This is a genomic window from Spirosoma sp. 48-14 (assembly GCF_001898575.1).
Taxonomy (GTDB): Bacteria; Bacteroidota; Bacteroidia; order Cytophagales; family Spirosomataceae; genus Spirosoma.
The window spans coordinates 13,896-37,328 of record NZ_MKUD01000022.1; the positions used below are offsets into that span (position 1 = coordinate 13,896).

Annotated in this window: 21 protein-coding genes and 1 pseudogene; 8 read left to right on the forward strand and 14 right to left on the reverse strand. The window is 49.5% G+C overall.

The features are described 5' to 3' along the window. Positions 1-13: 13 nt before the first annotated feature. The 6 genes and pseudogenes from BGO59_RS12930 to BGO59_RS12955 form a co-directional block, all read right to left on the reverse strand. Positions 14-1,255: a heparan-alpha-glucosaminide N-acetyltransferase domain-containing protein gene (locus BGO59_RS12930; protein ID WP_293684036.1), complete on the reverse strand. Its 1,242-nt coding sequence runs from the start codon at positions 1,253-1,255 to the stop codon at positions 14-16. A gap of 108 nt (positions 1,256-1,363) precedes the next feature. After that, positions 1,364-1,867, reverse strand: a complete 504-nt coding sequence (locus BGO59_RS12935) for a RidA family protein (protein WP_293684037.1) — start codon at positions 1,865-1,867, stop codon at positions 1,364-1,366. A 28-nt stretch (positions 1,868-1,895) separates the two neighbouring features. Then, positions 1,896-2,893 (reverse strand): annotated as a pseudogene (locus tag BGO59_RS12940) (proline iminopeptidase-family hydrolase). Further along, the gene (locus tag BGO59_RS12945; protein WP_293684038.1) at positions 2,869-3,408 is read right to left on the reverse strand and encodes a nuclear transport factor 2 family protein; all 540 of its coding nucleotides are present in this window, start codon (positions 3,406-3,408) and stop codon (positions 2,869-2,871) included. The pseudogene BGO59_RS12940 and the gene BGO59_RS12945 overlap by 25 nt, the downstream one beginning before the upstream one ends. A gap of 75 nt (positions 3,409-3,483) precedes the next feature. Beyond that, entirely contained in the window at positions 3,484-4,419 is a 936-nt protein-coding gene (locus tag BGO59_RS12950) for an NAD-dependent epimerase/dehydratase family protein (RefSeq protein WP_293684039.1), read from the reverse strand. Between the two features lie 309 nt (positions 4,420-4,728). Continuing rightward, positions 4,729-5,466 carry a response regulator gene (locus BGO59_RS12955; protein ID WP_293684040.1) on the reverse strand — a complete coding sequence of 246 codons (738 nt, stop codon included), beginning with the start codon at positions 5,464-5,466 and terminating at the stop codon, positions 4,729-4,731. 707 nt (positions 5,467-6,173) lie between these two features. Here BGO59_RS12955 and BGO59_RS12960 point away from each other — a divergent pair. Then, on the forward strand, positions 6,174-6,527 hold the full coding sequence (locus BGO59_RS12960; RefSeq protein ID WP_293684041.1) for a hypothetical protein: 354 nt from the start codon (positions 6,174-6,176) through the stop codon (positions 6,525-6,527). A gap of 5 nt (positions 6,528-6,532) precedes the next feature. Here BGO59_RS12960 and BGO59_RS12965 read toward each other — a convergent pair whose 3' ends face one another. Next, on the reverse strand, positions 6,533-7,147 hold the full coding sequence (locus tag BGO59_RS12965) for a Uma2 family endonuclease (protein WP_293684042.1): 615 nt from the start codon (positions 7,145-7,147) through the stop codon (positions 6,533-6,535). A gap of 43 nt (positions 7,148-7,190) precedes the next feature. Then, positions 7,191-8,951: an ABC transporter ATP-binding protein gene (locus BGO59_RS12970; RefSeq protein WP_293684043.1), complete on the reverse strand. Its 1,761-nt coding sequence runs from the start codon at positions 8,949-8,951 to the stop codon at positions 7,191-7,193. Between the two features lie 139 nt (positions 8,952-9,090). Between BGO59_RS12970 and BGO59_RS12975 the strand changes: the two genes are divergently transcribed. Together BGO59_RS12975 and BGO59_RS12980 are read left to right on the forward strand one after the other, a co-directional pair. Further along, entirely contained in the window at positions 9,091-10,425 is a 1,335-nt protein-coding gene (locus BGO59_RS12975) for a Gfo/Idh/MocA family oxidoreductase (protein WP_293684044.1), read from the forward strand. A 70-nt stretch (positions 10,426-10,495) separates the two neighbouring features. Next, entirely contained in the window at positions 10,496-11,737 is a 1,242-nt protein-coding gene (locus BGO59_RS12980; protein WP_293684045.1) for a DUF2264 domain-containing protein, read from the forward strand. A gap of 69 nt (positions 11,738-11,806) precedes the next feature. On the opposite strand, the gene metG is transcribed toward BGO59_RS12980, so the two are convergent. Beyond that, positions 11,807-13,873 carry a methionine--tRNA ligase gene (gene metG / locus BGO59_RS12985; protein ID WP_293684046.1) on the reverse strand — a complete coding sequence of 689 codons (2,067 nt, stop codon included), beginning with the start codon at positions 13,871-13,873 and terminating at the stop codon, positions 11,807-11,809. 257 nt (positions 13,874-14,130) lie between these two features. Here metG and BGO59_RS12990 point away from each other — a divergent pair, with 257 nt between their 5' ends. Then, positions 14,131-15,171, forward strand: coding sequence for an NAD-dependent epimerase/dehydratase family protein (locus BGO59_RS12990; RefSeq protein WP_293684047.1), 1,041 nt, complete (start codon positions 14,131-14,133; stop codon positions 15,169-15,171). A 195-nt stretch (positions 15,172-15,366) separates the two neighbouring features. Then, complete coding sequence (locus BGO59_RS12995; protein ID WP_293684048.1) at positions 15,367-16,770, forward strand: tetratricopeptide repeat protein; 1,404 nt, start codon at positions 15,367-15,369, stop codon at positions 16,768-16,770. 85 nt (positions 16,771-16,855) lie between these two features. Here the strand turns inward: BGO59_RS12995 and BGO59_RS13000 are convergent, their stop codons facing one another. Continuing rightward, a complete protein-coding gene (locus tag BGO59_RS13000; RefSeq protein ID WP_293684049.1) occupies positions 16,856-17,461 on the reverse strand; it encodes a hypothetical protein in 606 nt (201 codons plus the stop codon). Between the two features lie 247 nt (positions 17,462-17,708). Between BGO59_RS13000 and BGO59_RS13005 the strand changes: the two genes are divergently transcribed. Both BGO59_RS13005 and BGO59_RS13010 read left to right on the forward strand, forming a co-directional pair. Further along, entirely contained in the window at positions 17,709-18,446 is a 738-nt protein-coding gene (locus BGO59_RS13005; protein ID WP_293684050.1) for a redoxin domain-containing protein, read from the forward strand. 96 nt (positions 18,447-18,542) lie between these two features. Next, positions 18,543-19,799: a BamA/TamA family outer membrane protein gene (locus BGO59_RS13010; protein WP_293684051.1), complete on the forward strand. Its 1,257-nt coding sequence runs from the start codon at positions 18,543-18,545 to the stop codon at positions 19,797-19,799. A gap of 6 nt (positions 19,800-19,805) precedes the next feature. Here the strand turns inward: BGO59_RS13010 and BGO59_RS13015 are convergent, their stop codons facing one another. Then, positions 19,806-20,669, reverse strand: coding sequence for a mechanosensitive ion channel family protein (locus BGO59_RS13015; protein ID WP_293684052.1), 864 nt, complete (start codon positions 20,667-20,669; stop codon positions 19,806-19,808). 151 nt (positions 20,670-20,820) lie between these two features. On the opposite strand from BGO59_RS13015, the gene BGO59_RS13020 reads away from it, so the two are divergent. Next, positions 20,821-21,984 carry a cysteine desulfurase family protein gene (locus BGO59_RS13020; RefSeq protein WP_293684053.1) on the forward strand — a complete coding sequence of 388 codons (1,164 nt, stop codon included), beginning with the start codon at positions 20,821-20,823 and terminating at the stop codon, positions 21,982-21,984. Between the two features lie 4 nt (positions 21,985-21,988). Here the strand turns inward: BGO59_RS13020 and BGO59_RS13025 are convergent, their stop codons facing one another. From BGO59_RS13025 to BGO59_RS13035, 3 genes are read right to left on the reverse strand one after another with little or no spacing between them, the layout of a single operon-like run. After that, on the reverse strand, positions 21,989-22,489 hold the full coding sequence (locus BGO59_RS13025) for a DUF4385 domain-containing protein (RefSeq protein ID WP_293684054.1): 501 nt from the start codon (positions 22,487-22,489) through the stop codon (positions 21,989-21,991). Between the two features lie 47 nt (positions 22,490-22,536). Then, a complete protein-coding gene (locus tag BGO59_RS13030) occupies positions 22,537-22,995 on the reverse strand; it encodes an RES family NAD+ phosphorylase (protein WP_293684281.1) in 459 nt (152 codons plus the stop codon). Continuing rightward, positions 22,995-23,420 carry an antitoxin Xre-like helix-turn-helix domain-containing protein gene (locus BGO59_RS13035; protein ID WP_293684055.1) on the reverse strand — a complete coding sequence of 142 codons (426 nt, stop codon included), beginning with the start codon at positions 23,418-23,420 and terminating at the stop codon, positions 22,995-22,997. Before BGO59_RS13035 ends, BGO59_RS13030 begins: the two co-directional genes overlap by 1 nt. Positions 23,421-23,433 lie beyond the last annotated feature (13 nt).

The following is a 23,433-nucleotide window of genomic DNA, read 5'->3' on the forward strand; positions in this document are numbered from 1 at the left end:
AGGTGTTTACTTTCTACAGGTAGCTCAGCCACCACTGCTCTTTATGCGTTGTTTTGTAGGCATCATACCAGCGACACAGGGGATACAACGACGCGACAACAGCTATCCAGATAAGGTAAACCACCCCAAGATTGTAGCCTCCATCGCCGGGTAGCACAAACCGCATCGGTATGGTTTGCAGCGATTTATCGGCCTCCATCATGGTATGGCCAGCGGCAAAAAACACGAGCATGCGCAGGGTATGCAGGACATAAAAATGGATTGTGTAATAAAAGAAGGCCGTTCGTCCATAGGTACGCAGCACGCCCGTAACGCGATTGTGTACATTCTCCAGCAACGCCAGTCCCAGCAGTCCCGGCCCTACCGTAATGCACATGTACAGCAGCGATGGGGGGTATTTATGCACCTTCAGGAACGAGAACAACGTGGTGAGGCCATCTTTCTGGACGCTCAGGGGGAAGGGGTCGCCATATCCATTCAGCCAACGCAGCCCCACAAACAACCCAATGGCTCCGGCACCGAGATAAACCAGCCACTGCTGACGCTTCCAGGCTGCAACCGTAGGCTCAAACAACCGGCCCAGGCAGTAGCCCAGCATCATTAGTCCCAGCCAGGGAAGAAACGGGTACAGTACCACAATGACCCGACCGGGGGCGTAGTCAAACACTCGGTGACTGCCACCATGAACCAGCGCCCACCCAAAACCCGACGTAAATCCCGGTGCCTGCTCCACCGCATCCAGCAGATTGTGGCCTAAAACAATCGCTAAACCAAGGCCCAGTATGGCTCGGAACGGTAGCCACGTCAGCCCGGCCATGAACACCATGCTGATGCCCAGCGACCAGAAAACGACCAGCGTGATGGGATTAAACAGGGTAAACGTATCCGCTGGTGCAATCAGGAGTACCTCGGCTACAATGAGCCATAGACCCCGTTTCAGCAGGAACAGACTCAACTCGCTGCGCGATTTCCGTAAGCCCTGTAGGTAGATGGATGTACCGGATAGGAAGGCAAACGTAGGGGCGCAGAAGTGGGTAATCCAGCGGGTGACGAACAGGACCGGCGTGGTGGTATCCAGATTGAGCGGGTCGTCGTAAGCCTGAGCGTGGAAGAAATCACGGGTATGGTCCAGGGCCATAATGACCATAATCAGGCCCCGCAGTACGTCGATGGACTCGATGCGGCTTTTGATTGCCGAAGGCGCTGGATTGAGGGAGCTTGCGGCTGCCGATTTATGGGTGAGTGGAAAGGTCATTTCGGTCTAGCGGCTAACACTCGTTTATTTGTTCTGGATGGTTTGGATAACCTCAGGCAGGAATCTGTCAAAAACGATGAGCCTCATCATCGAATCCACTTACCTGAATTAGTGCACTTTATAGGCTTCTAACTCAATTTCAATCAACTGGCCGGGCAAGGCTAATTCCTTTACGCCAAACCACGACCCGGTCGGAAACTGCTTTTTGTAAATCGTATTTCGGTAAGCCGACTGGTTCACAAATTCGGGCATGTTCGTGGTCAGAATATTCTCCACCACAACGTCGTCCCAGGTGTAGCCATAGTGCTTCAGAATTTTGTCCAGATCGGCGTAGCAATTTTTCATTTGTTGTCCCAGATCACCTTTCGCCGTCAGGTTTCCTTTCTCGTCCATACTGACCGCACCCGATATTTTCAGTTCATTGCCAATCCGAACGGCATGGGAATAGCCATACGCTTTTTCGAGTTCGGGACGTAACAGAAAGTACTCCGGTGCATCGGATTGAGCCGCTGGTTTCTCATCTGCTTTTTGAGGAGCGGGATTGCAGCCGACGGTAAACAGGATCAGAGCCGTAACAACGGCCAACATCTTGGTGAATGGGTTGGTTTTCATTGGGATTTGGTTAGTTAATGCGAAGAGATCAATTTCCTTTTTTCAGGAAGGAAGTCAGCCCGGTGAAATACGTTTGCTGATCGTCATACATTGAGAAATGGCTACCGTTGGGGCATAGTAGAAACGTGCCGTTTTTCACTTGCCCAGCCATCCACTCCATATGTTTGGGGTCCATCGTGTCGTAGGTCGCCCCGATAACCAACGTCGGCACGGTAATTTTGGGCAGGTCTTTGCTACGATCCCAGTTTTTCAGATTGGCATTGCCCGCCATGCCAAACTCGCTTGGCCCCTGCATGGTCACGTACTGCTCCTGATTGATTTTGGCAAACCCCCGGTTTAGCGGTTCGGGCCATTGCGAAGCTGGTATACGGCAGATGTACTTTTCGTAATAATTGGGCAGCAACAGTTCCATATAGTGCGGGTTGGTGAAGTCGCCTTTGGCTTCGAGTGCTTTGATCTCGGCCAGTACCTTAGGGTCCATTTGTTTGGCCAGCACCTCGTTGGCATAGCGGCTGTAGGCGGGCGCACTGCTCATCATGTCTGAGATAAGTAAGCCCCTGAGGTTTTGCCCGTATTTGAGTGCGTACTCTATGCCCAGAATGCCGCCCCACGAGTGGCCGTAGAGGTAGAAATTGTCTTTATTTAGCCCTAAAGCGACCCGAACCTGTTCCAGTTCGTCGACAAAACGGGGCAGTACCCACAAGATCTTGTCGGTTGGGCGATCGCTGTTACCTGCACCGAGCTGGTCGTAATAAATGAACTCGATACCTTCTTTAGGCAGAAAACTCTCGAACACCTCGTAGGCCTCATGACCTGCACCGGGACCGCCGTGCAGAATCAAAACCTTGACCGTTGGGTTGTTGCCAATCCGCTTCGTCCACACGTTGAATGTGCCTTTCGGGGTTTGATCGGGATTATTTTCACGCCCCCGGTTTGTATACCCGTATCGGCGGGGGCAAAGTAGGTTTGGCGTGCGTTAGCCTTGTCGGCGTTTGGCTTTGCTACTTGACGGCTACCGGTGCCGATGCAGACTCCTGGTAAAAAGTCGCTTTCCACGCGCCGTTGATTTTGGTGAAGAGCATCGTTCCCGCTACGTGCTCAAACTTTATTTTCTGACCGGTTTTGAGCGTTGTATTCTGTTCCATCGAGAACGTATAAAGCACTAGCGAGTCAGTCAAAACCCGAATCACTTCCTTAGCTGGCACGACACTCAACGTCTTCATCTGGTTAAACCCGTCTGCGTTCAATTTTTTGAGTGCGTTATAATCCCCGAAGGTGCCATCGGGATTGACGGCCTGAAAATCAGGCGTGTTTTCAAAGTACGTCATGCACTTTTCAATGTCCAGTTTTTCGACCTGCTGGAAGAATTCTTTCACTAGGGAAGAAATTTCCTGTTCAATCGCCTGTTTTTGTTCAGGTGTCATGGCCGACACGGCGGTTGTTTGTGTGTCCGTATCCTTTGCGGGTGTATTGCAACCGGCGGCAAACAGGAACAGGGCGGCAAAAATGGCCAGGATAGGCGAAGTGGATTGGGTTTTCATTGAGGTTTGTGAAGCTTTTGGTTTAGAGAGAAAGGTCTATTTTAGTTAGTTGACGGGCAGGTAGATTGGAATTGATTAGGCCCACTCGTTGAGCGGCACGTAGGCGGGTTGAAACTGCATTCCTAGCTCCTGAGCAGCCAACGCATAGCTATACACGTTTCGGGCAGCGTTGATTGGGGCTTTGCCGTTCAGCATGAGCGTCATGTCCGATATTTTATAGCTTTCGCTGTTGAGCAGGTAATTCCTACCGTGCAGCCCGGCGGTAGTTGCGGCCCGAAAAACCCCCTCGGCCACGTCGGAAACCGACACAATGGCCATCTCTACGTCGTGGTCAAACATCATCTGTACGAACGGATTGGGGGCAATTTTATGCTTGATAAGGTATTGCAGGCCCACCGACGTCGAATCCTCACGGGCCGACAGCGGTTTACCCATCACGCCCGTGGGCGATACGCTCACGATCTCGAAACCGGGTTGAGGGTGGGTGGCCACGAATGTTCGCACAGCTTGGTCGGCGTAGTACTTGGCCTGCGCATAGGGAATGGATTCGGGGTCCAGGTACGGCTCGTCCGCTTCGGTATACAGGTGGTCGGCAGGGTAGTGGGGCACAAGCATCGGGTAGGCGGTGTTGAGCGCACCTACCGAGGCCACGAACACCACCTTCTGTACCGAAGGCGTTTGGCTGGCCACCTTCAGGAAGTTCTCGGTGCCTCGGACGGTTGGCTCGAATACCTCTTCCTGCGGATTCTCGGCGGCTAATTGAAAGGGAGTGCCGCTATGAACAACAATGTTGCAATCCCGTAAAAACTCGCCAAGGGTCGCTTTGTTGGTTACGTCCAATTTCCTGGTGGTCAAGTTTTTAGCGTGGAAAAGCTGATGCAGATGCTGGTATTTTTCGGGTTTGGCAAGGTCAGTCGTGGATACCTTCACGGTATAGCCCTCGTTCAGGAATTTTTGGGTGATGTAGCTGCCAATGAAGCCAGCTCCGCCGATGATGCCTACCGTTTGCATACAGTTATGGGGTTAAACCACCGGGCCGTTTATACCCCGGTGATGAGGAGGTAAACAGACCTGGTTGAGGAAGAACTAATGAGAAGAGACGGTGGTAAATGGAGGCACATGGTTGAGAACATTTTGGCTAGGTCTAGAAACGGTTGGCCCAACCGACTCGACAACGGGATTTGGCCGACAACGGAACTAAACTATCGCCAGCGTATTCCCCAACCAAGCTCGCCCGGACGAGCGCATCCTTTTACTGTCCGAAAGGGGGGATTTTCTTACCGGATGTGTGAACGGTAATGCCGGTTTTGCCCGGCGGCCTCAAATAGTCTGGATTCGTTTCAGTAGTGCCTCGCGCAGAAGGTGGCTAAGCGGAATCGTTTTTCCCTTGATACCGATATGCCCTTCGCCCACTTCATCGACCTGCGTCAGGTTCACCAGATAAGACCGGTGTACCCGCACAAAATAGTTAGCTGGAAGTTTATCTTCCATTGTCTTCAGGGTCGTTGTGAGCAGGTATTCTTTGTCGGCCGTGTAGAGGTGGCAATAATTGCGGTCGGCTTCCACGTAGAGAATATCGGCGATGAAAATTTTGACGATCTTTTCGCGGTGCCGCACAAAAATCCGGTCACTGAGCACAAATGGCGCGTCGGGGACATGTTGGGCAGAGGCAGGCGGCTCGTCGGCCAGTCGGCTGATGGCCAACTCGATAGCTCGTTGTAATTCAATGGCCCGGATCGGCTTGGAGATGAAGGCGTAGGGGCGCGTTTTTTTGGCTCTGGCAAAAGTGGATTCGTCGGTATTGGCCGTGACGTAAATAATCGGGATGTTCCACTGCTGGTGGATAGCGTGGGCTGTGTCGACACCGTCGAGTGCGCCTTTGAGACTGATATCGAGCAGAATCAGGTCAGGCCGGTTGGTTTCAGCATGTTGAATGGCTTCTTCACCCCTAGGCACAATCCCGCTCACCTCATAGCCGAGTTTAGTGAGTTGCAGGGCGATAGTGGCAGCAATGATCATGTCGTCCTCCACGACGAGCAACTTCAGCAGGGTGTCCATTCTATTTGTTGATCATTGGTCAAGTAATCATTACGCACATACTGAAGGTTGAATTCGGTACCGCGTATCCTGGGTAACGCTGGCCGTGTAATTAATACAGTAAATCCGCTACGAAGTAAACTTAAATTTTATAGTTATGAAAACCAATGACTTGATTAAGCGAAGCCATTCGGGAAAGAAAGATTTATGGCATTCAGTAAACCTATTAAAACGATTAGTTGCATACCTGGCTTGTCCTGATTGGAGTCGGAAGCTTTTTTAACCCTATCATGCCTGTTTCTAATTTTTCTGCAATCGTCAATGCGCAGAAGGCGCATTACCTTGCCGCAACAGGAATAAGCTATGCCTTATCATCTCCGATTAGTCAAAGAGAGCGGCTGGTTATTACTGATTTGATTTACTCGATCAGGTTTGGCAGGTTATTGACTCTATTTTTGAGTGGATACGTAATACAATTAATAAAATCGGCGATACCATGGGGGATGCCGTTTCCAGTATAGTGAGTGCAATAGGCGATCTATTCTGAGCAGGTAGTTTCTGTATGCTTTAATCATGAATAGCTATTGACTTGCCCAATGAATAGTCAGCAGCTATTTCTTTATGCTAATGTTCTGAAGCAACACTATTATTTATAGAATGAGCTTTGTTTGCTGAAACACATGAAGCTATTTACAGTTTATGAATGAGAACTCAACTCATCGACAACTATGCGATACTTCATGCCCGATTTTAGCGAACAGAATGGCGGAGCCCCGAATCAGAAACCTAACACAAAAGCTACTTCGGGTATGGACAATGATCCGAACGCCGATGAGGAAGTAATTGACCAGCAAACGGGCGAAGACTATCCAAAACCTGTTGACGCCAGCCAGGGCCAGCCAGAAAATACGCAATCGGCAAAAATCGCTCCCGACGATCTGGCGGAATCAATTGCGTATGCTATCGACGGAAGTGGACCTGGACCAACCAATGCCACTCCCAATGTGTCGGGGCATAAGGTTATTACAGAAGGGATAACGGGAGCCGGACCAGAGGAGGAAGAGGAAAATCTTCGGAGTTAAGCACTTTAGTCATCCACAACGATTCCTTCTTCATCCAGATAGCGGGCGATGTTAAATGTATGCCCATCCATCAACTCAATGTCAGTATCCCACTCGCGTACCTGCCAGTCAGAATTGGGTTCAATAACTGTCACGGTTTTAGTGTTAATCATAATCCAGATGATACGCTCGACCCCGAAATCGAGCAATTTTTTTGACTTCTTGTACATATAGCCAAAACCTGTAAGCTCAGACGTGTCAGCTTCCGTATCGATTTCGATGGCAATTTTAGGCGGTACACTGGAATACTTTTTATTGATCTTATCGGCCGTTAGTACCGTTTTATCAAAAATGGCAATGTCATTCGAGAGGTTGTTCCCGGTATCGATATGGCTACCGATTTCATTAGTGAGTACTCGGTATTGCTTCTCGTCAAATACACGAAAAATAATTCGTAGTAAATACGTAACTAATTCAGCCTGAAGCGAGCTGCATCCCATAATGTCCTCCAACGTTTTAGTTTTGTTGAGTACGGACTGGTAACCCCGGTAATAAATAGGCTTGCCGTCCATAACCTCATAGACCAGATAGTCTGGTATTTTCCGTTTTGGAGTAGTTTTGGTTGTAACAGGCGTTGGCATACGTGAGTAGCTTTTCTCAAATATACAAAAATTCGCTAACGAACTACACAACTTCCTTGTACTGCATTCGGTACAGATTGGCGTAGAATCCTTCGTGTTGAATCAACTCTTCGTGATTACCCTGTTCAACAATCTGGCCTTTGTCGACAACGATGATGTTGTCTGCTTTTTGAATCGTCGATAGTCGGTGGGCGATGACAATGGCGGTTCTACCTTTCATCAGTTTGCTAATCGCATTCTGAATCATTTCTTCGGTTTCCGTATCGACCGATGAGGTGGCTTCGTCCAGAACAATGATTCTAGGATCTTGCACCATAGCCCGCACAAACGAGATCAGTTGCCGCTGACCGACCGAAAGCGTTGAACCCCGTTCCATCACGTTGTATTGATACCCACCCGGCAGCCGCTCGATAAACTCATGGACACCAACCAGTTTGGCCGCTTCCACAATTTTTTCGTGACTAATCGATTTATCGCCCAGCGTAATGTTGTTTTCGATGGTGTCAGAAAACAGGAATACATCCTGCAAAACCACCCCGATATTTCGCCGTAAATGACCAAGTTCGTAAGAATGGACATCAACTCCATCGACGGTGATTTCGCCCTTGTTGATGTCGTAAAAACGGCTGAGCAGGTTGATAATCGACGATTTTCCAGCACCCGTAGCGCCAACAAAAGCCACTGTTTCGCCCGCTTTAACCTGAAACGAAATGTTGCGCAGCACCCAGTCCTCGTTATTGTAGGCGAACCAAACGTCCTTGAAGGCTACATCTCCCCGAATTGTGGTAGGGACATACGTGCCATCGTTCGCTGTGAATTCGTCGCTATCCAGCAATTTCAGAATCCGGTCGGTGCTGACAATACCCATTTGGAGGGTGTTGAAGCGGTCGGCCAGCATCCGAATGGGGCGGAAAAACAGGTTGATGAACATCACAAAAGCCGTAACCGTACCGAACGTAACGTCGGAATGGATAATCTGCGTCGCACCATACCAGACTACCATCCCAACTGCTACGGCTGAAATAATATCGGCAACTGGGTAGTAAATGGAATAGTATAAAATCGATCGGATATTGGCATTTCGGTGTTCGGTATTGATGGCGCGAAACTTTTCGGCTTCAATTTTTTCACTGCCGAAAATCTGCACGATGTTCATACCAGTTATATGCTCCTGAACAAAGGCATTGAGATTCGCTACCGCCGTGCGCACTTCATTGAACGATTTTTTGATCTTTTCCTTGAAAACGTAGGTGCTGAACAGCATCAGCGGAATGGTCGATAAACTAATAGCTGCCAGCCGCCAGTCGGTATAGAACATCACACCAATGATGAGGATCAACTGCAAGATGTCGCCAGCAATGGCCGCCATCCCTTCGCTAAACACATCGGCCAGGGTCTCCACGTCCGAAATAGCACGAGTGACCAGTCGGCCAATGGGCGTATTGTCGAAAAATTTCAGCCGGAGGTGGAGAATTTTCCGATAAAGTTGTGTCCGAATATCCCGGATCACGTATTGGCCAAGCCAGCCCGACAGGTACGTATTAGAGAATTGAACCAAGGCCTGTAAGACCAGTACGCCAATCATCACGAACAGCATCTGATTGAGCCGATGGTAATTACCGACGGCGATGATATTGTCGATGGTGTACCGAATCAGCAAGGGCAATAACGGGGCCAGACAGGCTGCCGTCATAATAATGCCAATCAGGAAATAAAAGCGAGCTTGATAGGGCCTAACAAATGCGTAGAGTCTTCGGAGAATAACCCAGTCGAAAATCCTGCCGCTTTTCTGTTCTTCGTTCACGGGAAAATAAAAAGGCGAGTTTAAAGGGAGTAACAGGATTTTTCGGCTGAACGTTTCCCAAACGGGAATCCGAATCGAAGGAATCAGTAAAACCAGGTTACATTGCCGCTTTACGGTACAAAACCAGAAGTTTCCTGTTATGAATCGCCGAGAATTTGTTCAGAACACCGCCGTGGCTGGGTTGGCTACGCAGATTTTGCCATTTCCAATTTTTGGTCGAAACGCGCCCAGCGAGAAAATCAATATTGGCCTGATTGGTGTTCACTCGCGGGGAAGCTGGCTGGCGGGTATTTTTTCGAAATTGCCGGGTGCCGAAGTGGGCTACATCTGCGATGTTGAGGATGGGGCCATTGCCAATGGATTAAAGGCCGTTGAAAAGGCAGGGCAAACGCGTAAGCCTACCGTCATTAAAGACCTTCGGAAGTTACTCGAGCAGAAAGATCTCGATGCGGTAGCCATTGCTGCACCTGACCATTGGCATGCTCCGGCAGGTATATTGGCCTGTTCAGCCGGGAAGCACGTGTATGTCGAGAAGCCATGTGGACATAACCCGCAGGAAGGGGAGTGGCTCCTCGAAGCGGCCCGTAATCATAACCGTATCGTGCAGATGGGTAGCCAGCGTCGGTCGTGGCCCACGCTTCAGCAGGCCGCCCAGGATATCCGTGATGGGGCCATTGGGCGACCGTATTTTGCCCGAGCCTGGTACTACAATAACCGGAAACCGATTGGTAAAGGGAAGGCTATTGCCGTGCCATCAACGCTCAACTGGGAGTTGTGGCAGGGACCTGCCCCTCGGATGAATTATCAGGATAATGTGGTGCATTACAACTGGCACTGGTTTTGGAACTGGGGTACGGGTGAAGCCTGCAATAACGGCACCCACGAAATTGATTGCTGTCGCTGGTTGATGGGCCTGGATTTTCCAACGAAAGTTACCTCGGCGGGTGGGCGCTATGCCTACTCCGGCGACGACTGGCAAACACCAGATACCCAACTGGCAACGTTTGAATTTGGCGATAAGGCTACCATTACCTGGGAGGGGCTAAGTTGCCAGGCGTTTGGCCCCGAAAAAAGTGGCCGTGGGTTTACCATTTATGGCGATAAGGGCGTACTATCGGCACCGGAAAGCGGGCCCGATTATCAGATTCTGGATTTGGCAGGGAAAGTGGTGAAAGATGTAAAAGGTGATGCCCCTACAAGTGCCTCGTCGACCAATGCGGTAAGCCCCGGCGGGGAACGTCTCGACGCCTATCATCTGGATAATTTCCTCGAAAGTATCCGGGGTAAAGCCAAGCCCAATGCCGACATTGCGCAGGGGCATAAATCGGTATTGCTCTGCCACTTGGCCAATATCGCTCAGCGCACAGGAACTAGTATTCATACCGATCCGACGAACGGGCACATTCTGCACGATAAAGAAGCGCAGAAATTCTGGAGTCGCGAATACGAAAAAGGCTGGAAACCAATTATATAGAGTTAATGTCATACTTGGCGGCACTTGACCACTCTTGCCTATTTTTGATCTTACTAGATTAGTTAATTCAATGAATCGACGGACGTTTGCCCAGTTAGCGGCTGCTTTTCCGATTAGTTTTCCGTTTAATACAGAAGCTGAACGAGCTGCTTCGCTAGAGACCAGTGCAACCGACGATCGGGCCTATTGGCTGCAAACTCTATTAAAAATAGCCAATCCGGTATTATCGGCCTTAGCACAGAATCGACTGAAAGCGACTATGCCGGTTGAATCGTCTCCGGGGCAGGAGGAAGGACGCAAGGTCGTATCGCATCTGGAAGCCCTTGGACGAACCATCACCGGACTGGCCCCGTGGCTGGAGTTAGACACCGACGACTCAGCAGAAGGAAAACAACGGCAACGCTATCTGGAACTGGCCCGAAAAGCGATTGCCAATGGGGTTAATCCGCAATCACCCGATTACCTGAACTTTACCAAAGGCGGGCAGCCGCTGGTCGATGCCGCTTTTCTGGCACATGGACTCGTGCGCTCGCCGAAACTCTGGAAAGCATTGAGTGCTGACGAACAGGATCTGGTGGTAAAGGCTCTCCAAGCCAGTCGGGTTATTAAGCCCGGCTATAACAATTGGCTGCTATTCAGTGCGATGGTCGAAGCGGCTTTGCTAAAGTACACGGGTTCGGGCGATGAACTACGGATGGATTACGCCATTCGCCAGCATCAGAATTGGTACAAAGGCGATGGCGCTTATGGCGACGGCCCTGATTTTCACTGGGATTATTACAACAGCTATGTGATTCAACCCATGTTACTGGATGCGGTTCAAGTGCTGGTACAGGCAGGCAAAGCCGAAAAGACACTGTATGAATCGTTGCTGGCAAGGGCGCAACGTTACGCGATCGTGCAGGAGCGACTAATTGCGCCAGATGGGTCATTTGCGGCTTTTGGTCGTTCGCTGGCCTATCGATGTGGGGCCTTTCAACTATTGGCTCAGGTGGCTTTGCAGAAAGTGCTCCCGCCTGAACTGACACCTGCCCAGGTGCGGTCGGCGCTTACAGCCGTTATCAAACGAACCATAGACGCCCCCAATACATTCGATGCCAAAGGGTGGCTGCAAATCGGTTTGTGTGGTCATCAGCCATCCATCGGCGAAACGTATATTTCGACCGGAAGTCTGTACTTATGCTCAGTGGCCTTCCTACCACTTGGACTCCCTGCTTCTGATCCATTCTGGGCATCACCAGCAACAGACTGGACCGCCAAAAAGATATGGTCGGGGCAGGATGTCAAAACCGATCACGCCATTAAAGGATAAGAAGCTCACTAAAAAAGCCGGAGATAACATCCTCCGGCTTTTTGATACGATTGGATAACTGATTGACTATTAACTTACTGTTCCGCCATTCCAGACCGTTTCGCCTGGCGTAATCAATGATAGTTTACCGTCACGGTCTTCAGCCATCAGAATCATACCCTGCGATTCCAGGCCCATCATTTTGCGGGGTGCCAGATTGGCCAGGAACGTCACTTGTTTGCCGATCACTTCTTCGGGAGCAAAATGCTTGGCAATACCGCTCAGAATCTGCCGCCCCCCCAGGCCATCATCGACTTTCAATTTCAGCAGCTTATCGCTTTTTGGAACCCGCTCCGCTTCGGTAATGGTGCCGACCCGAATATCCATTTTGGCAAAGTCATCATACGTGATTTCGGACCGGATTTGAGGTACTTCTTTTGTTGCTAATTCATTCATGCGTTTGGCATTCAGTAATTTTTGAATCTGTTTGTTGATTTCGTCGTCTTCTATTTTGGCGAAGAGCAGATCGGCTGGCCCAGCCGGTGCCTGTCCGAGTGCATGCCCTTCGACCAGTAAATCGGCCCGGCCCGCATTGACCCAGGTGAAAAGGTCAGTAATAGCGAGTTGAGCGCGTATTTTCTCCGCCGTGAAGGGCAGGAAGGGTTCGCATACAATGCTCAGATTCGCCGTAATCTGAAGGGCGATGTTCAGAATCGTATGGGCACGTTGCGGATCGGTTTTGACGGCTTTCCAGGGTTCGGTTTCGGCCAGGTATTTATTGCCCAGTCGCGCCAAATCCATCAGATGCCCCAGCGCTTCCCGGAATCGGTAGTTACCAATCGACTGACCAATACGATCCGGGAACAGGGCCAGCTCGTCCAGTACCTGCTGATCGTATTCGGTGAGAGAACCTAAAACAGGGACACGGCCATCGGCCATTTTGTGGGTTAACACCACGGCCCGGTTCACGAAATTGCCGAGTATACCGACCAGTTCAGAGTTATTGCGGGCCTGAAAATCTTTCCAGGTAAACTCGCTGTCTTTGGTTTCGGGGGCATTCGCGGCCAGTACGTAGCGTAGCACATCCTGTTTACCCGGTAGTTCTTCCAGGTATTCGTGTAGCCAGACGGCCCAGTTGCGCGATGTACTGATTTTGTCGCCTTCGAGGTTCATAAACTCATTGGCAGGTACATTGTCGGCCAGAATATAGCTACCCTCGGCCATCAGCATCGCCGGGAAAATGATGCAGTGGAATACGATGTTGTCCTTGCCGATGAAGTGTACCAGTTTGGTGTCTTTATCGCGCCAGTACAATTCCCAGTCACGGCCTTGTTCGGCAGCCCACTCTTTGGTCATGGAAATGTAGCCGATTGGGGCATCGAACCAAACATACAGCACTTTTCCTTCCGAATCGGGGAGGGGAACTTTAATACCCCAATCGAGATCGCGGGTCATGGCGCGGGGACGCAAGCCTTCTTTTAGCCACGACTGGCACTGACCAAATACGTTCGTTTTCCACTCGGTATGGCTATTGACGTATTCTTCGATCGTTGGCTGCATCCGATCCAGGGGCAAAAACCAGTTTTTGGTGGCTTTTAGGATTGGCTTTGAGCCAGAAAGCATCGAATGTGGTTCGATCAATTCAGTCGGGCTGAGGGCCGTACCACAACGCTCACACTGATCACCATACGCATTCGGATTTCCACAAACGGGGCAAGTGCCCACAATGTATCGGTCGGCCAGAAATTGTCCGGCAACTTCATCGTAATACTGTTCGGTTACCTCCTCGTCGAAATCTCCGTTGTTGTAAATATTCAGGAAGATTTCCTGCGAGGTTTCATGGTGAATTTGATTCGAGGTTCGCGAATAAATGTCGAACGAGATACCGAAGTCCTCAAACGCTTTTTTGATCTGAACGTAGTACTTATCGACTACCTGTTGTGGGGTGATACCTTCCTTTTTCGCCTTAATGGTAATGGGAACGCCATGTTCGTCGGTGCCGCTGATGAAGGCGACATCCTTACCCGTTGAACGTAAATAGCGTACATAAATGTCGGCGGGCAGGTAGCAACCGGCAATATGACCGATGTGAATCGGGCCGTTGGCGTAAATCAGGGCCGCCGTAACGGTATAGCGTTGTGGATTTTCGAGAGCCATAAAGTTGGTTTTCAGTTTACGGCCTTCGGTTTACGGTGACTGGCGTAAGACTACACGGAAGCCTCAACAGCGTAAACCAAAGGCTATAAACCTTATTTGTCCGCAAAATTAGCAATTCAGGCCCGAACGTTGTTATGTTTACACAATCAGATGGAAGCAACCATCGATTATTGACTCTACAGGGGCGTCAGGGTATCATAGACAACAATACGTTAAATACAAAAAATCCTAAATAGGGGCGAAATAAAAAACTACAATTGACTTCATCGTTACGTAATCCTGTTTTTGTTACTGGTGCGACTGGCTTTATTGGCTCGCACATTGTTCGGCGGTATCTAGCCGATGGACATCCGGTTTCGGTATTGTATCGGCCCTCGAGTGGGTATGGCATGCTGGCCGATGTGGCCGACCAACTTACCTGGCTCGAAGGCGATGTGCTGGATATTCCGTCGCTGGAAGCGGCTATTCTGTCGGGTTCTGAATCCGGTGATTTGGATGTGATTCATGCGGCAGCCATTGTCTCGTTTGTGCCGAAAGACCGGGACCAGATGGAGCGGATCAACGTGGAGGGAACGGCCAATGTGGTGAATGTTTGCCTGAAAGCGGGCGTTCGCAAACTTGGCTACATCAGCTCCGTGGCGGCTATCGGGCGGCCAATAACGCACAGCGACGAGTCGCAGACGCCTTTCCAGATCAATGAGAGTCAGAAGTGGGAAGACTCACCGAACAATTCCGTATATGCCAAAACCAAATACCGGGCCGAACTGGAGGTTTGGCGGGGAGTAGCCGAAGGATTGAATGCCGTTATGGTCAATCCGTCCATTGTGCTTGGTGTCGGTGAATGGAGCCGGAGCAGTTTGCAGCTTATCAAATATGTATACGACGAAAAACCATTTTATCCGGCTGGCCTGGTAAATTATGTCGATGTACTCGATGTGGCTGATTCATTAGTCCAGTTGATGCAGTCTGACATCACCGCCGAGCGCTTCATTCTGAATGCAGGCACCATTTCGTATCGTTCGTTGTTAGAACAGATAGCCGCCGTACTGGGCAAGCGTCCGCCAAGACTGCGGGTACCTACTGCGTTGACGCGTGTACTCTGGCCTCTGGAGGCTGTGCGGGCGTGGCTGACGGGGAAAAATCCGCTGATCACCCGCGAAACGGCGCGGTCAGCGAGTTCGCATTACCAGTACGATGGCCGGAAAATTGAGCAAGTGCTTCGTTTTCAATACAGGCCTTTAAGTGATACGTTGAAGCGGGTGGCAACTGCCTTCAACACGCTCCCGGCGAGTCGTTAATTTTCTCGGTTGGGGGGTTGCAGTTTCGCTTTTTTGGGTATATATTTCACTGCCAAAGGATAAATCGCACTGATTGATGCGGCCCCTATCCTGATTTACGGTGTACGATTTATAAATCGCGATCCCATCGTGAACTATGAACCGCAACTCGTGAATCGTACCAGAACCGGCTGCCCGGTTGTAAATTATCTATACATGGAGCAAGAGTTCGAAGAACGAGAAGGCGATATAAAAGAATCAATCCGGCGTTTTGAGCAGATGCTGGACCAGCAGCAAAGCCAGTTTTTCGATCTGGATGTCTATGAGCAAATGGTTGAGCACTACCTCAATCAGGGCGATTTAGACAAGGCGTTCAAAGCCGCCGAATCAGGTCTGGAGAATTTTCCCTATGCGCTGGAGTTGATGCTCGACAAGGCCCAGATTCTGGCTAATTACCAACGATACGATGAGTCGCTGGAGTTACTGGAACGGGCTTCGTTGTTTAATCCCGGCGACCTGGACGTGCCGTTCATGCAGGGCTCTGTCCTCAACATGGCCGGTCGGTACGAGGAGTCGATTCAGGTGCTGGAAGAACTACTCGACCGGGCTGAGGATAAAGATGACATCCTTTTCCAGTTGGGTCAGAGCTATCAGAACTGGGGGAAATATGACGAAGCCATCAAGCAGTACAAAAAGTCGATCGCGCTGAACATTAACAATGAAAACGCCCTCTATGAACTGGCCTTTTGCCTGGACGTGACCGGCGAGCTGGAGAATAGCCTGAGCTATTATCAGCAACTAATCGATACCGATCCCTATTCGTACAATGCCTGGTACAATATGGGCATTGCCTACAGTAAACTGGCCCGTTATGTCGATGCCGCTGAAGCCTACGATTATGCCGTTCTGATTAAGGAAGATTTCGCGTCGGCTCATTTTAATCTAGGCAATACGTACATGAATCTGGGTCTATTCGAAAAGGCCGAGCACTGCTACCGCGAGACTCTTAAATACGAAGAACCAACGGCGGATACCTATTGCCATCTGGGGGCCAGTCTGGAAAAACAGGATCGGTTACCCGAAGCCATCAAGGAGTATCGAGAAGCGTTAAAACTCGATGCTATGTGGGATGAAGCCTGGTATGGTATCGGCGTTTGCCTGAGCGAGTCGGGTAAATGGTATGAAGCGTTACCCTTCCTGCAAAAGGCGGTTAAACTGAATGATCAGAACGGTGAATATTATATCGCCGTTGCTGAGACTGAATACAAAATTGGGAATGTGATTTCGAGCGTCGAAGCGTTCGAGAAAGCTGCCGAGGTCGATTCGGAGAACCCGGATGTTTATCTGACCTGGTCACTGGTTCCGTTTGATCAGGGCGATTTCCTCCGGGCTAACGACATTATCCAATCAGGCATCAACGATATGCCTGCCGAAGCCGATTTGTATTATCGTTCAGCAGTGTATCTGATTCACGCGGGGCATTATCGTGAAGCGCTTATCCAGTTGGAAGCGGCCTTATCGCTTGATTACGACGCGCATGTTCAATTGTTTGAGTTTTTCCCGGAACTGGAAAAACAAAAGGCCCTCTACAAGATTATTCAGCAGTATAAGAAGGATTAATTCCGAATATATAGAACGCTGATTGTTATGATGATTATGATCTTTGTAAATCATAATCATCATAACAATCAGCGTTCTGGTCTTATCAAGGCGTTGGGTCCAGCACGGCTAATCGTTTGATGATCTCGGTTTTGCTGAGAAAAATATCCGGGTTCGTCCAGTGGTTTTGCTGGCAGGTGTCATAAAACCATTGATTGATTGCTTCCAGGTTTCGCAGGCGTTTGAGTTTGCCATTATCTCCCCAGACAAACAAATAATCTCCAATCTTGCCCTTATTCTCATTGATGGCATATACATCATCGTAAAGGGCAATTTTCCCGATGGTCAACCGCCGATACAGGCGATTTTTGATTCGCGAAAACATTGTTGAGTCAGATCGCGGTAGAACGGAAGTATCAGCTCCAGCAAGGGTTAAAGTTTCAAATTGGAAGAAAGGAATTTTGACGCCTTTGGTATGGCCGTTCTGGTAAAATGTAAACATAGTGCCTTTGTCGTAAAGGAATCGGCCTTGTAACAACGAACCATCCCCTAATCGGCCTACTCCGTCATGAAGCTGATAAACAATCGGGATAACATATGTCGACGTACGGGGAATGATGACGGCATGGGGGTAGGAACCAGGGCGGGCCGTCTGTCCATAGACTGTGCACATCGATACCAGCAGCAAACAGGTAATGATCCAGCGTTTCATAAGTGTGCAGATTGGTTGTATTCTTAAAACGATATTGATGATTGTATGGATATAGTTTAATATACTTTTAACGGATTCCTTTAGATAGATAAGTGAGAAAAGAGTGGAGTTTGCATCGATGGTAAACTCTATGTATATAGTGGCCCGAATTTTGATAGCCTGTCAACCAGACCCCCGTACTATCAGCAATCAGTGAACCGTGATGATTTACAAGGGGGTGTATGAAGCATCTTTAATTGCGAAACGTATGTCTCTTTGCAAACAAGCTCTTCTGGCTGTCAGTCTGTTAACGCTAAGTACAATCTGCCTGGCTCAGGTAGGTGTTCAAAAAAAGATTATCCGGCTTGCCAAACCTCAGAGCGAACCTACTCCCATCACGAATCAGGCGACTGGCCAGCGCATGACCATCAACGAGTATAATGAACTGGCTAAAGCCGATCCGTTTGCGTATCATCTGGTGCCCAATTATGATGAGTTTGGCCAACCAACTACGTATACGATGCGCTCAGCCACGCCAGAAGAACACGAAACCCATCGGTTTCGCGACCGTGATCCTGCCAAACAGCCAAAGGCAGGCCAGTCGATAGCGCCTTTTGTGATGACCGACGTAGAAGGGAATACCTATCGTTCGGCTGACCTTTTGGGCAATGTTGTGGTACTAAGTTTCTGGGTAAGTCTGGATAAATCGGTCTGGGATGATAAACAGGCGGCTGCTTTTGCCGAAGCGTTGCGTCCTTTTCAGTCGAAAACGGCTCCGGTTGTGCTGGGCGTTCTAAATAGTGAACAGGCAAAGGCGGAGAGTGGAGTAATCGGAAAATCACTTCCCTTCAAGCCAATTCCGAACGCGTATGGCTTTCATAACAAGTACCATATCACTACCATACCAACCATTGTAGTGATTGGTAAGGATGGAAAAGTAGTCGCTAACCTACAGGGAGCCAGCAGTATTGAAAAGCTCAAACAGGTTTTGGCGACGGTTTTATAATAGCTCTACCTACGTTTCCAGAGACGTAAATGAACGGAATGTTACGCGAATAGGTTAGTCAACACGTTACCAGTGCTGATTAACCTATTCGTTCATATGCCTAAGCCGACTGGCGGCCTGTCCCCTTTCCTTCTGCGTTCACTTTATATAAGCGCGTTCTGGATGCTGGCATCACTGAGTACAACGGCTCAGTCAGATTCTACATTATCTAAACCTGCTAAGCAGCAGATCGTTTCGAAGCCTGATTCGTCGGCCGATATCTGGGATGTCTATTATGGGTTTATCAATAAAAAAGGGCATCGTTCGGCCGAAAGTGAGAAGCCTGGTTTCCATCCGTCTTTTTTCCCTGAGTTGGCCTACGCCCTGCAAACGGGCTTTGCAGTAGGCCTCAATGCGAATCTTTCTTTTACCAGCGCTGATCCTCAGCAGAACGTTTCGGTTATCTATTCAACGCCCCAATACACCCAGTATCAGCAGGTTATTATTCCTATTGAAGCCAATTTGTGGACGAAAGACAACCGCTACAATATTCTGACCGACTGGCGATACTACAACTATTCGGCCGATAATTTTGGGTTGGGCGATGAGTCCCGTTCTGATGTGGACGATCATCTGGAGTATTCGTATCTGCGATTATATCAGTCGGTTTTGCGGCAGGTAGCTCCCAATTTTTCGGTAGGGATTGGCTATGCGCTGGATTACCACTGGCGGATTCGGGAAGAAAATAGTACTCCCCAACTGAACAATGACTTCCAGCAATACGGCAATACAGGTCGTTCGGTGTCATCCGGACCAACTTTTACGCTTCAGTACACGAACCGACGAAACCCAAACAATCCGCAAAACGGCTTTTTCGGCAGCATCATGTTCCGGCCTAACCTGCGCTTGTTAGGCAGTGATCAGAATTGGCAGTCGGTACTGGCCGATTTTCGGAAGTATATTCCGTTAACCGCCGATTCACGGCATATTCTGGCACTCTGGAATGTAAACTGGTTAAGCCTGGGTGGGCAGGCTCCCTATCTGGATTTGCCCAGTACCGGCTGGGATACGCATGCCAATTTAGGCCGTGGCTATACACAAGGTCGGTTTCGGGGCCAAAATCTAGTGTATTTCGAAACCGAATACCGGGCTGTTATTCTGAACAATGGCTTGTTGGGTGGGGTAGTATTTGCCAATATGCAGAGTTATAGTGATTATCCGAATACGGCTCATTTCGGAAAGCTACTACCCGGCTGGGGAGTAGGACTGCGCATCAAAGTAAACAAGCACTCGAACCTCAATTTTGCCTTCGATTACGGCTTCGGTATCGGAGGGTCGCAGGGCGTATTTCTAAACCTGGGAGAAGTGTTTTAAATGAGTTCAGGCTCCGGGCTGCGCCAGCTTTTGCTTCAGGTCAAAGGTCTGCGCTGCAAATACCATCAGAATCTGATTGGCATCAAACGTACGCTTAATGGCAATCATGGCCTCACTTAGCGCCATTTGCGCATTTGTAGCAGCCGGGTTAATCCAGAACAAGAGTACAAACTGAACATTGGCGTCGGTAAACTGACGGTAATGCAACTCGACCGGATTTGTTGGCAAGACAAACGGAAGAGCTGAAACGGCAGCCTGAGCCAGTTGTTTGGCTTTTGTCATATCATCGAGGTACGAGATCCCCGCTACCACGTCGATGCGCCGTTGCCCTATTCGCGAAAAATTGGTGATGGGTTTCTGGAAAACATCTTTACTTGGTATTTCGACGGTTTGTCCTTCGCCATTGTCAATGACGATGGAACGCAGTTTAATATCGAGCACTTTACCCGTATACCCGTTTGTTTCGACCTTATCACCCACCTGAATGGGTCGGGCCAGCGCAATCATTGCACCGGATATAAAATTGGTGGTCAGGTCCTGAAAGGCGAACCCAATGGCCAGCGCAATAACCCCGGCACCAGCCAGTAAAGACGTTACGGTTTTGTCGAGCCCTAAAATTCCCAACGCTACAAACAAGCCGGCAGACATGACAATAACGCGCATGACGGCTCCTGTGAGATTAATAAGCGAAACATTGGTGCTAACCCGGTCGAGGCCACGAACTACCCACCGACTCAGCCAGCGTGATAGAAACGTAAAGAATAGCAACAGTAAAATGGCGACGGCCAGTTTGGGCATGTAGCGGATGGCGGTACGAATCCAGGTTGATAGTTCAGCGTACATAAGCCCGGCTGCCTGTGAAATGTCCATAGTGTATGCAACTAGTGGTAATAGCAGAAGGGTACAAAGGTACAGCGTGAATGGGCAAAGAGCGTTTATCTGTACAATTCACTCTTTAGATCCTACATTCTTTCCTCTGTAAAAACCTGTACCTTTGCAGTATTGACAAACAAGCCTACCGATGACACCAAACGCTGCCGTTTATTTAGATAATGCCGCTACCACCCGACTCGATCCTGAAGTGCTTGAGGCCATGATGCCCCTCATGACGGAGCATTTTGGTAATCCGTCATCTATTCATAGCCATGGGCGTACCGTACGAACAGCGATCGAGAAAGCGCGCAAAACAGTAGCCTCTTTATTGAATACATCACCTGCCGAAATTTTCTTTACATCAGGTGGTACCGAAGCCGATAACACGGCCATTCGGAGCAGTATCGAAACCTATGGTCTGAAACATGCCATTACTTCGCCCCTGGAGCACCATGCGGTTTTGCATACGTTACAGCATTTGGCTGAACAGGGAACGATTCAGCTCAGTCTCGTTCAGATCGACGCTAAAGGACATATCGATCTGGATCATCTGGAAGAACTCCTCCGGTCGAACAGGCGCTCGCTGGTGTCGCTGATGCATGGCAATAATGAGATCGGTAATCTGTTGAATCTGACTCGGGTAGGGGAGTTGTGTCGGCAATACGACGCTATTTTTCATTCCGATACGGTGCAGACGATGGGCCACTTCCGGCATGATTTACAACAACTACCTGTCGATTTCATCGTAGGTGCCGGACACAAGTTTCACGGTCCTAAGGGAGTTGGGTTTCTATACGTAAATGCCGACCGGGTGAAAATTCATCCGTTTGTGTATGGAGGAGCGCAGGAGCGCAATATGCGAGGTGGTACCGAAAACGTCTATGGTATTGTGGGCCTGGCCAAAGCCCTGGAAATCGCCTATCGCGATATGGACGCTCATAAACAGCATATTACGGCCCTGAAAAGTCGAATGATTGAGCGGTTGCGTGCTCAAATGCCCGAGGTGCAGTTTAATGGCGATTCGGGCGATGTCGACAATAGTTTGTATACCGTGCTGAACGTTAGTTTACCGGCTTCAGACATCAGCGATATGCTTTTGTTTAGTCTGGATATTGCCCGCATTTCCGCGTCAGGTGGATCGGCCTGTTCCAGTGGCTCTAATGTGGGATCGCACGTATTGGCGGCTTTACCCGGCCTGGATCCTGATCGCGGCTACGTCCGTTTTTCGTTCGGCAAGTATAATACCGCCGACGAGATTGATTATGCTGTTGATACGCTGGTAGGGCTTTACCAGAAAGAATTGGTAAAATAAACGGTTACCCATAGTTCTGCTGCCAGTCCTTTTTGAGCCTCTTGTAGTCGGGGTCTTCGCGGGCTTCCAGGTATTTACCATAAAAAATACGGGCCGATTCCGCTTTTACGGGATCTTCGTCGCGGGGGAGTTGCGCCCGTCCATGCGCCCCCGATCGGCCTCTTTGCTCAGTCGGTACAGGGCCATCGTATTTCTGGCCACTGGCATGGTTCGCGTAACGCCTGGATCGGGTATAGCCCATCTGTAGAAACTTGCGGGCCATGTCCATACCGATGAAGTCCCCTTTTTGCTTGTAGTCCAGAAAAAGCTGATAGATTTTCTCCGACGACTCACGGGCGATGTCGGGGGTTTTGAATTTCCAGAAGGGTAATATTTCGTCTTTGTAGGGTCTGACCAATAGAACTCCCTGTTCGCCTTTGCCGACGCGGTATAGCTCGGGGTGCTCCCGTACGTTCAGCGTTCGGTAATCAAGATCATAGTTGAAAGCGCGATTCGTTGCGGCCATAGGTTTACCAGTTGCTGATAGCTATAACAACAAATTGGACAATATGGCTATTGACGTAATAGACGCGGATCAAATTGATAAGGGCGTTTATCCAGAATGACTACTTCTGATGCGCGAGGATGGATTGGATTGATCAGGATGTTGTATTCACCTGCCACAACGGCTGAAGGGACTTTAAGTAATAAAAAGTGATTGTCTGAAATCCAGGTTTGGGTTATCGATTTGATGGCATCGGGTGGTGTTAATCCGTTCCAGCCATCGGGAAGACTATCCAGTGGAACACTCTGCAACGAATCTTCAGGTACTCGAAGGGTGAGCATTTGATAAAAGTCGGGTACGTATGACACCGGGCTGTGGACCAGTACTTCCAGCGTAGCTAAGGCTCTTGAACTGGCTGTATACAAAACAGGGGCCCCAATAAAGTTCCAGCGGCCACCCGTCAATCTCGCTCCTGTCCCGGTCAGGTCGTCGGCGCGTCGGGCGTTGGCCAGTCGATAAACGTCCATCACGCCAGTACTCCCCAGTCGATTCGGGTAAGCTCGTCGCGAACAGCCTGAAAGCCAAATTGAGTATCGAGCAGTTCAATTGGTTTTTTACCGCTGAAAAATGGGCTGGGATGATTCATCCAGCCGTGAAATTTCCAGGTAGCCCCAAATACATCCTCTCCATATTTGTACAGATTTGCCAATTGCAGGGCTTTTTCGGTAACATCCTGCGGGAGGAGTTTTTCGTCGGTATAGCGTTGCCAGGTGCGGGCCGAAATATGCAGGATGACAAATAAATCGGACTGGGTAAGCCCCAGATGGCGCGCCATCGTAGCGACAGCTTTTTTGGACAAGCCTCGCCGACTCAATTCGATCAGATCAAAAATGGATTGAATAGGAGGAGCATTTTTAGGGCCAAAATACTGATTAATGGTCGTCGTAGGCATAGGGCATAGCGTC

Bases quoted from the DNA above. Each gene is read 5' to 3' on its own strand.
- BGO59_RS12935 (WP_293684037.1), bottom strand. From the start codon at position 1,867: ATGAAAACCAACCCATTCACCAAGATGTTGGCCGTTGTTACGGCTCTG.
- BGO59_RS12945 (WP_293684038.1), bottom strand. From the start codon at position 3,408: ATGAAAACCCAATCCACTTCGCCTATCCTGGCCATTTTTGCCGCCCTG.
- metG (WP_293684046.1), bottom strand. From the start codon at position 13,873: ATGGCTCTCGAAAATCCACAACGCTATACCGTTACGGCGGCCCTGATT.
- BGO59_RS13005 (WP_293684050.1), top strand. From the start codon at position 17,709: ATGTCTCTTTGCAAACAAGCTCTTCTGGCTGTCAGTCTGTTAACGCTA.
- BGO59_RS13010 (WP_293684051.1), top strand. From the start codon at position 18,543: ATGCCTAAGCCGACTGGCGGCCTGTCCCCTTTCCTTCTGCGTTCACTT.
- BGO59_RS12975 (WP_293684044.1), top strand. From the start codon at position 9,091: ATGAATCGCCGAGAATTTGTTCAGAACACCGCCGTGGCTGGGTTGGCT.
- BGO59_RS12980 (WP_293684045.1), top strand. From the start codon at position 10,496: ATGAATCGACGGACGTTTGCCCAGTTAGCGGCTGCTTTTCCGATTAGT.
- BGO59_RS12965 (WP_293684042.1), bottom strand. From the start codon at position 7,147: ATGCCAACGCCTGTTACAACCAAAACTACTCCAAAACGGAAAATACCA.
- BGO59_RS13030 (WP_293684281.1), bottom strand. From the start codon at position 22,995: ATGGACGTTTATCGACTGGCCAACGCCCGACGCGCCGACGACCTGACC.
- BGO59_RS13025 (WP_293684054.1), bottom strand. From the start codon at position 22,489: ATGGCCGCAACGAATCGCGCTTTCAACTATGATCTTGATTACCGAACG.
- BGO59_RS13015 (WP_293684052.1), bottom strand. From the start codon at position 20,669: ATGGACATTTCACAGGCAGCCGGGCTTATGTACGCTGAACTATCAACC.
- BGO59_RS12960 (WP_293684041.1), top strand. From the start codon at position 6,174: ATGCGATACTTCATGCCCGATTTTAGCGAACAGAATGGCGGAGCCCCG.
- BGO59_RS12955 (WP_293684040.1), bottom strand. From the start codon at position 5,466: ATGGACACCCTGCTGAAGTTGCTCGTCGTGGAGGACGACATGATCATT.
- BGO59_RS13000 (WP_293684049.1), bottom strand. From the start codon at position 17,461: ATGAAACGCTGGATCATTACCTGTTTGCTGCTGGTATCGATGTGCACA.
- BGO59_RS12995 (WP_293684048.1), top strand. From the start codon at position 15,367: ATGGAGCAAGAGTTCGAAGAACGAGAAGGCGATATAAAAGAATCAATC.
- BGO59_RS13020 (WP_293684053.1), top strand. From the start codon at position 20,821: ATGACACCAAACGCTGCCGTTTATTTAGATAATGCCGCTACCACCCGA.
- BGO59_RS12950 (WP_293684039.1), bottom strand. From the start codon at position 4,419: ATGCAAACGGTAGGCATCATCGGCGGAGCTGGCTTCATTGGCAGCTAC.
- BGO59_RS12930 (WP_293684036.1), bottom strand. From the start codon at position 1,255: ATGACCTTTCCACTCACCCATAAATCGGCAGCCGCAAGCTCCCTCAAT.
- BGO59_RS13035 (WP_293684055.1), bottom strand. From the start codon at position 23,420: ATGCCTACGACGACCATTAATCAGTATTTTGGCCCTAAAAATGCTCCT.